This window comes from Pseudomonas chlororaphis (assembly GCA_001023535.1).
Classification (GTDB): Bacteria; Pseudomonadota; Gammaproteobacteria; order Pseudomonadales; family Pseudomonadaceae; genus Aquipseudomonas; species Aquipseudomonas chlororaphis_E.
In genome coordinates this window covers 5,318,479-5,330,603 of sequence record CP011020.1, presented here as the reverse complement: position 1 = coordinate 5,330,603, position 12,125 = coordinate 5,318,479, and the positions used below count along the sequence as shown (strand labels likewise).

9 protein-coding genes are annotated in these 12,125 nt (G+C 63.9%); 8 read left to right on the top strand and 1 reads right to left on the bottom strand.

Annotation, left to right across the window (positions count from 1 at the left end; translation table 11 throughout):
• Positions 1–9 precede the first annotated feature (9 nt).
• Positions 10–933: an RpiR family transcriptional regulator gene (locus VM99_23210; protein ID AKK00838.1), complete on the bottom strand. Its 924-nt coding sequence runs from the start codon at positions 931–933 to the stop codon at positions 10–12.
• Positions 934–1,244: 311 nt separating this feature from the next.
• On the opposite strand from VM99_23210, the gene VM99_23205 reads away from it, so the two are divergent.
• The 8 genes from VM99_23205 to VM99_23170 all read left to right on the top strand — a co-directional run bounded on the left by VM99_23205 (position 1,245) and on the right by VM99_23170 (position 11,811).
• Positions 1,245–3,182, top strand: coding sequence for a 5-dehydro-2-deoxygluconokinase (locus tag VM99_23205; protein AKK00837.1), 1,938 nt, complete (start codon positions 1,245–1,247; stop codon positions 3,180–3,182).
• Positions 3,183–3,395: 213 nt separating this feature from the next.
• Positions 3,396–4,289: a xylose isomerase gene (locus tag VM99_23200; protein AKK00836.1), complete on the top strand. Its 894-nt coding sequence runs from the start codon at positions 3,396–3,398 to the stop codon at positions 4,287–4,289.
• Positions 4,286–5,095 carry a 5-deoxyglucuronate isomerase gene (locus tag VM99_23195; protein ID AKK00835.1) on the top strand — a complete coding sequence of 270 codons (810 nt, stop codon included), beginning with the start codon at positions 4,286–4,288 and terminating at the stop codon, positions 5,093–5,095. The genes VM99_23200 and VM99_23195 overlap by 4 nt, the downstream gene beginning before the upstream one ends.
• A 30-nt stretch (positions 5,096–5,125) precedes the next feature.
• Positions 5,126–6,628, top strand: coding sequence for a methylmalonate-semialdehyde dehydrogenase (locus VM99_23190; GenBank protein ID AKK00834.1), 1,503 nt, complete (start codon positions 5,126–5,128; stop codon positions 6,626–6,628).
• Positions 6,629–6,661: 33 nt separating this feature from the next.
• Positions 6,662–7,483 carry a xylose isomerase gene (locus tag VM99_23185; GenBank protein AKK00833.1) on the top strand — a complete coding sequence of 274 codons (822 nt, stop codon included), beginning with the start codon at positions 6,662–6,664 and terminating at the stop codon, positions 7,481–7,483.
• Positions 7,484–7,651: 168 nt separating this feature from the next.
• Positions 7,652–9,583: a 3D-(3,5/4)-trihydroxycyclohexane-1,2-dione hydrolase gene (locus VM99_23180; GenBank protein AKK00832.1), complete on the top strand. Its 1,932-nt coding sequence runs from the start codon at positions 7,652–7,654 to the stop codon at positions 9,581–9,583.
• A gap of 27 nt (positions 9,584–9,610) precedes the next feature.
• Complete coding sequence (locus tag VM99_23175; GenBank protein ID AKK00831.1) at positions 9,611–10,621, top strand: inositol 2-dehydrogenase; 1,011 nt, start codon at positions 9,611–9,613, stop codon at positions 10,619–10,621.
• A gap of 137 nt (positions 10,622–10,758) precedes the next feature.
• Positions 10,759–11,811, top strand: a complete 1,053-nt coding sequence (locus VM99_23170) for an oxidoreductase (GenBank protein ID AKK00830.1) — start codon at positions 10,759–10,761, stop codon at positions 11,809–11,811.
• Positions 11,812–12,125: the final 314 nt, after the last annotated feature.

Sequence of the window (12,125 nt, the reverse complement as noted above, 5' to 3'; positions counted from 1 at the left end):
GGTGATACGTCAATCCTCGAACCCGACCTGTTCATGGATCTCATCGACCTTGAGCTCCAGCCGGTAGGCCACGGCAATGAACAACGCCTGGCACAGGCACAGCGTGGCGCTCAACGAGCGGAAGGCGAACGAGCTGCCTTCGTTCACCAACAACACCGCGTTGGCCCGCTTGGCCAGGGGCGACAGGTTGCTGTCGGTGATGATCAGCGTCTTGGCCTGGTGGTGCTGGGCGATGCGCAGGCAGTGCTGGGTTTCCTTGCCGTAGGGCGTGAAGCTGATGGCGATGACCAGGTCGTTGGCCCGCACGCTGCGCATCTGCTCGCGGTAGCTGCCGCCCAGGCCGGACACCAGGTGAATACGCTTGTTGGTGTGTTGCAGGTTGTAGACCAGGTAGTCGGCCACCGCAAACGAACGGCGTACGCCCACCACATAGATGTTGTCGGCGTTGACCACCAGGTCCACGGCTTTTTCGAAGGCTTGGTCGTCGAGCTCCAGCCCCAGGCGTTCGATGCCCGACAGGGTCGCGTTGACGCATTCGCGGGCCAGGTCGCCGCCACTGGCTTTCTGCGACTTGTTGGCGATCATGCTGCGGATGCGTTGCTGGTAGTTCTGCACCGGCGTGGTCTTGTGGGTGTACGCCTCGCGAAACAGCGCCTGCATTTCGCTGAACCCACTGAAGCCAAAGCGCTGGGAGAAACGCACGATGGCCGAGGGGTGCACTTCGCATTCGCGGGCGATGTCGCTGATCCGGTCGACCATGATCCGGTCGCTCTGCTGGCTCATGTAGCTGGCAATGCGCTTGAGCTGGCGAGGCAGGCTTTCGTACTCCTCGGTAATCAGTTGCAGCAGACGCTCGGCATTGATCGGAGGGCTCGGGAGCGTGGCGTCGGACGCGCGCTCGGACGGTGCCGGCAGATCATCGGGGCGGGTCATAGAAAATCCTTCTGGCTTTGTTCTTATAGGGCGGCTGTCACACACGGCCCTCGACAATAGGTTGGCTGATCGCAGTCTACAGCGTAGGCGCTGGGAAAATCATGGGTAGGGCAACGTTGGCGCCGCTGCTGAAACGATGCACTGCGTCTGGTCCGCTTCGGCTATAGCGTATTGGAAAAAATATTCCACGTAAAAAATATATAGAATAATTATTGATTATTGCCCGCGGCTCGTTTTAGTCTGCACCCACCAAGAGCGTTGGCGCCGGTTTCGGCGGCATGCGCAGGCTGATAAAAATAACAGGAGCCAGCATGGGCCAGACTCGTTTTGCCAGTGGGCGTCAATTGGATGTGATCTGCCTGGGACGCCTGGGCGTGGACCTTTATGCGCAGCAAGTCGGCGCACGCCTGGAAGATGTCAGCAGTTTCGCCAAGTACCTGGGAGGCTCGTCGGCCAACATCGCGTTCGGCACGGCGCGCCTGGGGCTCAAGTCGGCGATGCTGAGCCGAGTGGGCGACGACCACATGGGTCGTTTCCTGGTGCAATCGCTGGCGCGCGAAGGCTGCGATGTCAGCGGCATCAAGGCCGATCCGCAACGCCTGACGGCAATGGTCCTGCTGGGGATCAAGGACCGTGAGACCTTCCCCCTGGTGTTCTACCGCGAAAACTGCGCCGACATGGCGCTGCGGGCCGAAGACATCGACGAGTCTTACATTGCCTCCAGCAAGGCCCTGCTGATCACCGGCACGCATTTCTCCACCGACGGCGTCTATAAGGCCAGCATCCAGGCCCTGGACTATGCGCAAAAGCACCAGGTCAAGCGCATCCTCGATATCGACTATCGGCCGGTGCTCTGGGGCCTGACAGGCAAGGCCGACGGGCAGACCCGTTTTGTCGCCGACCAGAACGTCAGCCGGCACGTGCAAGGCATCCTGCCGCGTTTCGACCTGATCGTCGGCACCGAGGAAGAGTTTCTGATCGCTGGCGGCAGCGAAGACTTGCTCACGGCCCTGCGCACCGTGCGTTCGCTGACGGCGGCGACCCTGGTGGTCAAGCTCGGCCCGCAGGGCTGCACGGTGATCCATGGGGCGATCCCGGCGCGGCTCGAAGACGGCGCGATTTACCCGGGCGTTCGAGTCGAAGTCCTGAATGTGCTGGGCGCCGGCGACGCCTTCATGTCGGGGTTTCTCGCCGGTTGGCTGGAGGACGCCAGTGACGAGCGTTGCTGCCAGTTGGCCAATGCCTGCGGCGGCCTGGTGGTGTCGCGCCATGCCTGCGCCCCGGCCATGCCGACCCGGGCGGAGCTCGACTACCTGTTCAGCAGCCCGGTGCCGATCACCCGGCCGGACCAGGACGCCGTGCTGCAACGCCTGCATCAGGTCAGCGTGCCGCGCAAAGCCTGGAAGCAACTGTTCATTTTCGCGTTCGACCACCGTGGACAGTTAGTGGAACTGGCGCAAAAGGGCGGCCGCGACCTGAGTAGCATCGGCCAGCTCAAGCAGTTGTTCATCCAGGCGGTGGAGCGGGTCGAAGCCGATTTGCAACGCCAGGGCGTCGAGGCCGATGTCGGCCTGCTGGCTGACCAGCGGTTTGGCCAGGATTCGCTCAATGCGGCCACCGGGCGCGGTTGGTGGGTCGCGCGGCCGGTGGAAGTCCAGGGTTCGCGCCCGCTGGCGTTCGAACATGGGCGTTCCATCGGCAGCAACCTGATCGCCTGGCCGCAGGAACAGATCATCAAGTGCCTGGTGCAATTCCACCCCGATGACGAGCCGCTGTTGCGCCTCGAACAGGAAGCGCAGTTGATGGGGTTGTACAAGGCCTCCCAGGTCAGCGGCCATGAATTGCTGCTGGAAGTCATTCCGCCCAAGGATCATCCGTCGCCGCACCCGGACGTGCTGTATCGCGCCCTCAAGCGCCTCTACAACCTGGGCATCTACCCGGCGTGGTGGAAGATCGAGGCCCAGAGCGAGCAGGAATGGGAACAGCTCGACGAGTTGATCCAGCAGCGCGACCCGTATTGCCGCGGCGTGGTTTTGCTGGGCCTCAACGCCCCGGCCACGGCGCTGGCCGATGGTTTTCGCCAGGCCAGCCAGAGCACCACCTGCCGAGGGTTCGCCGTAGGCCGCACGATCTTCCAGGAACCGAGCCGAGCGTGGATGGCTGGGGAAATCGACGATGACACGCTGATCCGGCAGGTGCAGGACCGGTTCGTGGAATTGATCGAGGCGTGGCGGGCGGCGCGGGCGTGACAGCGGCGCAAGAGCTTTTTTGTGGCGAGGGGATTTATCCCCGCTGGGCTGCGAAGCAGCCCCAAAACCCTACAACTCGGTGTGTCAGGCAGCCCACATTCAGCCGTTCGAGGGGCCGCTTCGCAGCCCAGCGGGGATAAATCCCCTCGCCACAGTTATGTATTCACAAATGGCTTTCGACATTCAGTTTGAAAACAATAAAAAGGTGCAGCCATGCCCGCTATTCGAATTGGCATCAACCCGATTTCCTGGAGCAACGACGACCTGCCTTCCCTGGGCGGTGAGACGCCGTTGAGCACCGCGCTGAGCGAAGGCAAATCCATCGGCTACGAAGGCTTCGAGCTCAACGGCAAGTTTCCCAAGGACGCCAAGGGCGTTGGCGATGTATTGCGGCCCTATGACCTGGCCCTGGTTTCCGGCTGGTATTCCGGTCGCCTGGCCCAGCGTTCGGCAGCCGAGGAAATCGACGCCATTGCCAGCCATGTCGAGTTGCTGGCGCACAACGGCGCCACGGTGCTGGTGTACGGCGAAGTGGCCGATTCGATCCAGGGCCAGCGGATTCCCCTGGTCGAACGGCCGCGTTTTCACACCGACGACGCCTGGCAACGCTACGCCGACAAACTCACCGAGCTGGCGCGCTTCACCCTGTCCAGGGGCGTGCGCCTGGGCTATCACCACCACATGGGCGCCTACGTCGAGTCGCCCTCGGACATCGACAAGCTGATGGCCCTGACCGGCAGCGAGGTGGGCCTGTTGTTCGATTCCGGCCACTGCTACATGGGCGGCGGCGAACCCTTGCAGGTGCTGCGCAAACACATCGAGCGTATTTGCCACGTGCATTTCAAGGACGTGCGCAAGCCGGTGGTGCAGTTGGCGCGCAACCATCTCTGGAGCTTTCCCGACTGCATCATCAACGGCACCTTCACCGTGCCGGGCGATGGCGACATCGATTTTGCCGCGTTGCTGGACGTGTTGCTGGCTGCCCGTTACGAGGGTTGGCTGGTGGTGGAAGCCGAGCAGGATCCCGCCGTCGCGCCGAGTTACGCCTACGCCAAAAAAGGCTACGAGACCCTGCGCGCCTTGTTGCAGGAAAGGAGTGTGTCATGAGCCTGTTGATCAAGAGCCACGCCAGCGGCCGGACCATGGTCGAGCTGCCCGCCGGCGAGCTGGAATACGTCGGCTTCGCCGCCTATCGCCTGAGCCTGGGCGAAACCCTCGCGGTGGCGGCCGATGACAAGGAACTGTGCCTGGTGCTGCTCAGCGGTCGCATCAGCCTCAAGGGCGAGGCGCCAGGGCAGGGCGCGTTCGACTGGGACAACCTGGGCGACCGCCAATCGGTGTTCGAGGACAAGTCACCCTACGCCGCGTACCTGCCGCCCGGCAGCCAGGCTCAGGTCACCGCCCTGAGTGACGTGCAACTCGCCGTGTGTGCGGCGCCGGGGGCAGCCGGGGATCGCTACGCTCCACGGCTGATCCGCCCCGACAGCATGAAGCGCAGCGTGCGCGGCAAGGGTGCCAACACCCGCTACGTCTGCGACATCCTGCCGGACAGCGAGCCGGCCCATTCGCTGCTGGTGGTGGAAGTGCGCACGCCATCGGGACACTCGTCGAGCTACCCGCCCCACAAGCACGACACCGACGACCTGCCGCACCAGAGCTTCCTGGAGGAAACCTATTACCACCAGGTCAATCCGGCCCAGGGTTTCGTGTTCCAGCGGGTCTACACCGACGACCGCAGCATCGACCAGGCCATGGCCGTGGAGAACAGCGACCTGGTGGTGGTGCCCAAGGGCTATCACCCGGTCAGCGTGCCCTACGGGTATGAGTCGTACTACCTGAACGTCATGGCCGGGCCCAAGCGCGTCTGGCAGTTTCACAACGACCCGCAGCACAGTTGGCTGCTGGACCTCTGAATTGCACCATCCCCACGGAGAACAGGAACAATGAGCGACGCCCCGGTAGTAGGCCATTACCTCAACGGACAGGTGCAGGAACGCGACGCCACGCGGTTCAGCCCGGTCTTCAACCCGGCCACCGGTGCGGTCCAGGCACGGGTCGCGCTGGCCGAACCCGCCACTGTCGAGGCTGCGGTCGCCTCGGCACTGGCGGCGTTCCCGGCCTGGTCCGAACAGTCATCGCTGCGCCGTTCGCGGGTGATGTTCAAGTTCAAGGAACTGCTCGACCGCCACCATGACGAGTTGGCCGCGATCATCAGCCGGGAACACGGCAAGGTGCTGTCCGACGCCCACGGCGAAGTCACCCGGGGCATCGAGATCGTCGAGTACGCCTGTGGTGCGCCCAACCTGCTCAAGACCGATTTCAGCGACAACATCGGCGGCGGCATCGATAACTGGAACCTGCGCCAGCCCCTGGGCGTTTGCGCTGGCATCACGCCGTTCAACTTCCCGGTGATGGTGCCCTTGTGGATGATCCCGCTGGCGCTGGTGGCCGGTAACTGCTTCATCCTCAAACCCTCGGAACGCGACCCATCCGCCAGCCTGCTGATGGCCCGGTTGTTGACACAAGCCGGCTTGCCGGACGGCGTGTTCAACGTCGTCCAGGGCGACAAGGTGGCGGTGGATGCGCTGTTGCAGCACCCGGACATCGAGGCGGTTTCCTTCGTCGGCTCCACGCCCATCGCCGAATACATCCACCAGCAGGGCACGGCGAACGGCAAGCGCGTGCAGGCCCTGGGCGGTGCGAAGAACCACATGATCGTCATGCCCGACGCTGACCTCGACCAGGCGGCCGATGCACTGATTGGCGCCGCCTACGGCTCGGCCGGCGAGCGCTGCATGGCCATTTCCATTGCCGTGGCGGTGGGTGACGTGGGCGATGAACTGATTGCCCGCCTGCTGCCGCGCATCGATCAACTGAAGGTCGGCAACGGCCAGCAACCGGGCACCGACATGGGGCCGCTGGTCACCGCCGAACACAAGGCCAAGGTGGAGGGGTTCATCGATTCGGGCGTGGCCGAAGGCGCGCGCCTGATCGTCGACGGGCGAGGCTTCAAGGTGCCCGGCGCCGAGCAGGGGTTCTTTGTCGGGGCGACGTTGTTCGACCAGGTCACCCCCGAGATGAGCATCTATCGGCAGGAGATCTTTGGCCCGGTGCTGGGCATCGTGCGCGTGCCGGATTTCGCCACGGCGGTCGCCCTGATCAACGCCCACGAGTTCGGCAATGGCGTGTCCTGCTTCACCCGTGACGGCGGCATCGCCCGGGCGTTTGCCCGCAGCATCAAGGTTGGCATGGTCGGCATCAACGTGCCGATCCCGGTGCCCATGGCCTGGCATTCGTTTGGCGGCTGGAAGCGCTCGCTGTTCGGCGACCACCACGCCTATGGCGAAGAAGGGCTGCGCTTCTACAGCCGCTACAAGAGCGTGATGCAACGCTGGCCCGACAGCATCGCCAAGGGCCCGGAGTTCAGCATGCCGACTGCCCAATAACCTGCTCGTACGAATGCCGGAGGGATAACAACAATGAACAAACCCCTGCGTTTTGCCCTGAACCGAATGGTCGCCCCGCGCCTGTCGCTGCCGGCCTTCATCGACCTGGCGCTGGCGTTGAAGACCGATGCCATCGAGATCCGCAACGACCTCAAGGGCGTCGAGATCGAAGACGGCATGCCGCCGGCCCAGGTGCGTGCGCTGTGCGAGGCACGCGGCATCAAGGTGTTGTCGATCAATGCCCTGTACCCCTTCGATGTGTGGAACGACGAACGCCGTGCCCAAGCCGTACGGCTGGCCGACTACGCCCGCGAATGCGGTGCCGAGGGGCTGGTGATGTGCCCGCTCAACGATCGCGCCGATCCGCGCAGCGAAGCGCAACGCGCGGCCGGCCTGCGCACCGCGTTGGGTGAACTGGCGCCGATCCTGCGGGCCTTCGGCATCTACGGTTTCATTGAGCCGCTGGGTTTCGAAGAATGTTCGTTGCGGCGCAAGGGCACGGCGGTGGCGGCGATCGAGGCGGTGGGCGGACTGGATGTGTTCCGCCTGGTGCACGACACCTTCCACCATCACCTGGCGGGCGAGCAGGCGTTCTTTCCCGAACTGACCGGCCTGGTGCACATCTCCGGCGTCGAGGACGCCCAGGCCCCGCTGGCGACGATCCGCGACGGCCATCGGGTGCTGGTGGGTGAGGCCGACATTCTCGGCAACGCCGCGCAGATCCAGGCGTTGCGGGCCGGTGGCTATGACGGCTACCTGTCCTTCGAGCCCTTCGCCGAGAGCATCCATGAATTGGCCGACATCCGCCAGGCGCTGGGGGCGAGCATGAGCCATTTGCAAAACCCGCAGGCCTGACACGATTGTTGGCCTGACGCAGAGCCAAATGTGGGAGCGGGCTTGCTCGCGAAGGCAATGGCACATTCAACTTCGAGTTCGCCTGGTACACCGCTTTCGCGAGCAAGCTCGCTCCCACAAGGTTCTGCGCCAGCCGCCAGATTTTTGCATTCCAGGATAGGTGCAAGCATGACCACAACACGACTGACCATGGCCCAGGCCCTGGTGAAATTCCTCGATAACCAGTACGTCGAGGTCGATGGTGTCCAGAGCAAATTCGTTGCCGGGGTGTTTACCATTTTCGGCCACGGCAATGTGCTGGGGCTGGGCCAGGCGCTGGAGCAGGACGCCGGCGACCTGGTGGTGCACCAGGGCCGCAACGAGCAGGGCATGGCCCATGCCGCCATCGGGTTTGCCAAGCAGCACCTGCGGCGCAGGATCTACGCCTGCACCTCGTCGGTCGGCCCCGGCGCGGCGAACATGCTGACCGCTGCCGCCACGGCCACGGCCAATCGCATTCCATTGCTGCTGTTGCCCGGTGACGTCTATGCCAGCCGCCAGCCGGACCCGGTGCTGCAACAGATCGAGCAGTTCCACGACCTGAGCATCAGCACCAACGATGCGTTCAAGGCCGTGAGCAAATATTGGGACCGCATCAACCGCCCCGAGCAACTGATGAGCGCCGCGATCCAGGCCATGCGCGTGCTCACCGACCCGGCCGAGACCGGCGCGGTGACCCTGGCGCTGCCCCAGGACGTGCAAGCCGAGGCCTACGATTACCCAGACTACTTCCTGCAAAAGCGCGTGCACCGGATCGACCGTCGCCCGGCCACCGAGGCGATGCTCGACGACGCCCTGGCGCTGATCAAGGGCAAGCGTCGGCCGCTGATCATCTGCGGCGGTGGCGTGCGCTATTCCGGGGCCAATGCCGCCTTGCAGGCGTTTGCCGAACGCTTCCAGATTCCGTTCGCCGAAACCCAGGCCGGCAAGAGCGCGGTGGTCTCCAGCCATCCGCTGAACGTCGGAGGCGTGGGCGAAACCGGTTGCCTGGCGGCGAACCTGCTGGCCGCGGAGGCGGACCTGATCATCGGCATCGGCACGCGCTACAGCGATTTCACCACCGGCTCCAAATGGCTGTTCCGCCAGCCGGGCGTGCGATTCCTTAACCTCAACGTCAGCCCGTGCGATGCGGTGAAGCTCGACGGCGTGCAACTGCTGGCCGACGCGCGCGTGGGCCTGGAGGCGTTGGCCGGCGTGCTCGGCGACTACCGCGCCGAATGGGGCGGCCAAGTCGCCGACGCCAAGGCCCGGTTGGACGCCGAGGTGGATCGGGTCTACCAGGCCGATTACCAGGCCGAGGATTTCGTCCCGGAAGTGCGCGATCACCTGGACCCGGCGGTGTTTCGCGAATTCATCGAACTCACCGGCTCCTGCCTGACCCAGAGTCGCGTGCTGGGCACCCTCAACGAAAGCCTCGCCGATGACGCGATCATCGTCGCCGCCGCCGGCAGCTTGCCCGGTGACTTGCAGCGCAGTTGGCGCAGCAAGGGGGTGAACACCTATCACCTCGAATACGGTTATTCGTGCATGGGCTATGAGGTGAATGCGGCGCTGGGGGTGAAACTCGCCGAGCCGGATAAAGAGGTGTACGCGCTGGTGGGCGATGGCTCCTACATGATGCTGCATTCGGAGCTGGCCACCTCGATCCAGGAGCGGCGCAAGATCAACGTGGTGTTGCTGGACAACATGACCTTCGGTTGCATCAACAACCTGCAGATGGGCAACGGCATGGACAGCTTCGCCACCGAGTTCCGTTTCCGTAACCCGGACACCGGCAAGCTCGATGGCGGTTTCGTCCCGGTGGACTTCGCCATGAGCGCTGCGGCCTACGGCTGCAAGACCTACAAGGTCCGCACCCTCGACGAACTGCACGCGGCCCTGGCCGATGCACGGTTGCAGACCGTGTCCACCCTGATCGACATCAAGGTCCTGCCCAAGACCATGATCCACAGCTACCTGTCCTGGTGGCGGGTCGGCGTGGCGCAAGTGTCCACCAGCGCCCGCACCGACGCCGCCGCCAAAGCCCTCAATGAACGATTGGCCGAAGCTCGCCAATATTAACTGCCTCAACCGAATAAGGAGTTCCACATGTCTTTGAAACTGGGCGTCATTGGCACTGGGGCCATTGGCCAGGACCATATCCGGCGGTGCAGCCAGACGTTGCTCAATAGCCAGGTGGTGGCGGTGACCGACATCAACCTTGCCCAGGCGGCGAAGGTGGTGGCGGATTTGAACCTGACCGCCGAGGTCTACCCGGACGGGCACGCCCTGATCAAGGCGCCGGATGTCGAGGCGATCCTGGTCACTTCCTGGGGCCCGAGCCATGAGGAATACGTGCTGGCGGCGATTGCGGCCGGCAAGCCGGTGTTTTGCGAAAAGCCCCTGGCGGTCACCGCCCAAGGGTGCCGCCGGATCGTCGACGCGGAGGTGGCCCACGGCACACGCCTGGTACAGGTCGGCTTCATGCGGCCGTACGACGAAGGCTACCGGGCCCTCAAGGCGGTGATCGACAACGGTCAGATCGGCGAACCGCTGATGCTCCACTGTGCCCACCGCAACCCCAGGGTCGGCGAGAACTACAAGACCGACATGGCAATCACCGACACGCTGATTCACGAGTTGGATGTGCTGCGCTGGCTGTTGGCCGATGACTACGTTTCGGTGCAAGTGGTGTTCCCGCGCAAGACCAGCAAGGCCCTGGCCCACCTGCGTGACCCGCAGATCGTGCTGCTGGAAACCGTCAAGGGCACCCGCATCGACGTGGAAGTGTTCGTCAACTGCCAGTACGGCTACGACATCCAGTGCGAAGTGGTGGGGGAGACGGGCATCGCCAAGCTGCCGGAACCGTCCCAGGTGCAACTGCGCAGCGAGGCCAAGTTGTCCAACGCGATCCTGATGGACTGGAAGGACCGCTTCATCGCCGCTTACGACGTCGAACTGCAAGCCTTCATCGACGGCGTGCGCGCCGGCCAGGTGGGCGGGCCATCGGCCTGGGACGGCTTCGCGGCGGCGGTGGCGGCCGATGCCTGCATCCAGGCGCAGCAGAGCGGCCAGATCGTTCCCATCGAATTGCCTGAGCGCCCGCGTTTCTACGGCTAACCCCAATCCTTGTGGGAGCGGGCTTGCTCGCGAAGACGGCGGCACATTCAACATTGATGTCGACTGACACTACGCCTTCGCGAGCAAGCCCGCTCCCACAGGGTCGATGTTTATCCAATGACTTTCAAGGGGGGTTCATGCGAATCGGACTGGTCGGCTACGGCAAGGGAGGGCGGTTTTTTCATGCGCCGTTCATCAGCAGTTTGCCGGGGGCGACGTTTGTCGGCGTGGTCACGCGCTCGGCCGAGCGGCGCGCGCAACTGGCAGGCGACTACCCGAACGCCCGCGCGTTTGACACGCTTGAGCAATTGGTGGCTGCGGGGGTCGACGCGGTGGTGGTGTCCACGCCGTTGGACAGTCGTCCGGCGGTGGTGATGCAAGCCATCGAGCACGGCGTGGCGGTGGTCAGCGACAAGCCATTTGCCCGTGACGCGGCCGAGGCCGAGGCGCTGGTAGTGGCGGCCGAGCGGGGCAAGGTGCCGTTGAGCGTGTACCAGAACCGTCGCTGGGATTCGGACTTCCTGACCTTGCGCAAATTGCTGGCCTCCGGTGCCCTGGGCCAGGTCATGCGCTTCGAGTCCAGTGTCGAGCGTTACTCGCCTTCGTCGGTGGGTAAAGGCAGCGGCGGCGGATTCTTGCGCGACCTCGGCAGCCATCTGGTGGACCAGGCACTGCAACTGTTCGGGCCGGTGGCGCGAGTCTACGCCGAGCTGGATTACCGAACGCCCGGCCAGGTTTTCGACAATGGCTTCTTTATGTCCCTGACCCATGTCGGTGGGGTCGTTTCACACCTGAGCGGCCATTGCCTGCAAAACGCCCCGCGCCCACGCTTTCGGGTCAGCGGCACCCACGGCTGCTACACCGTCGACGGCCTGGATGGCCAGGAGGCCCAGGCGCTGGCCGGATTAAGCCCGGCCAGCGCGGGCGAACGCTGGGGCGCCGAGGAACATCGGCGCTGGGGCTGGTTCGAGCACGGCAACGAGCGGGAGCGGGTGACTTCGGAGCGCGGTTGCTGGATGACGTTCTACCAGCGCCTGCAAAGTGCCCTGCAAGGGGGCGGGCCGTTACCGGTGCAGGCCCGCGATGCCCTGGCGACCACGCGCATTCTGGACGCTGCGCGACAGAGTGCCGAACAGGGGCAGGTGGTGGTGATGTCCCCGCCCGTAGGCCATGGAATAAAAAACGAATAAAATTCTAAAACAAGTTGATATGGAAAATATTTTCCAATAAAGTCATTTCCAGGTTGCCGACATCCGGTTCCCATCCGAGCAAGCAAGTCTTAAACGGGTAGGGGACTTCACAAAAACAAGAAGCACAGCCAGGTACCGTCGATGAAAACCTTCAGCCGCTCTGCGTTTCACTTGCCAAGCCTGTCCTCTGTCGTATCCCTCTTCGGGTCCCTGTGCATCCAGCGCAAGGGCGCCGTGGTCTGTTGCATCCCCGGCGCGCCCATCGTGCGTTTGCCGCGTTCCTGATCCGCTACGCCTTATCCATAAAATCAACA

Coding starts and splice junctions, on each gene's coding strand:
- VM99_23210 (AKK00838.1), bottom strand. CDS start 933: ATGACCCGCCCCGATGATCTGCCGGCACCGTCCGAGCGCGCGTCCGAC.
- VM99_23205 (AKK00837.1), top strand. CDS start 1,245: ATGGGCCAGACTCGTTTTGCCAGTGGGCGTCAATTGGATGTGATCTGC.
- VM99_23200 (AKK00836.1), top strand. CDS start 3,396: ATGCCCGCTATTCGAATTGGCATCAACCCGATTTCCTGGAGCAACGAC.
- VM99_23195 (AKK00835.1), top strand. CDS start 4,286: ATGAGCCTGTTGATCAAGAGCCACGCCAGCGGCCGGACCATGGTCGAG.
- VM99_23190 (AKK00834.1), top strand. CDS start 5,126: ATGAGCGACGCCCCGGTAGTAGGCCATTACCTCAACGGACAGGTGCAG.
- VM99_23185 (AKK00833.1), top strand. CDS start 6,662: ATGAACAAACCCCTGCGTTTTGCCCTGAACCGAATGGTCGCCCCGCGC.
- VM99_23180 (AKK00832.1), top strand. CDS start 7,652: ATGACCACAACACGACTGACCATGGCCCAGGCCCTGGTGAAATTCCTC.
- VM99_23175 (AKK00831.1), top strand. CDS start 9,611: ATGTCTTTGAAACTGGGCGTCATTGGCACTGGGGCCATTGGCCAGGAC.
- VM99_23170 (AKK00830.1), top strand. CDS start 10,759: ATGCGAATCGGACTGGTCGGCTACGGCAAGGGAGGGCGGTTTTTTCAT.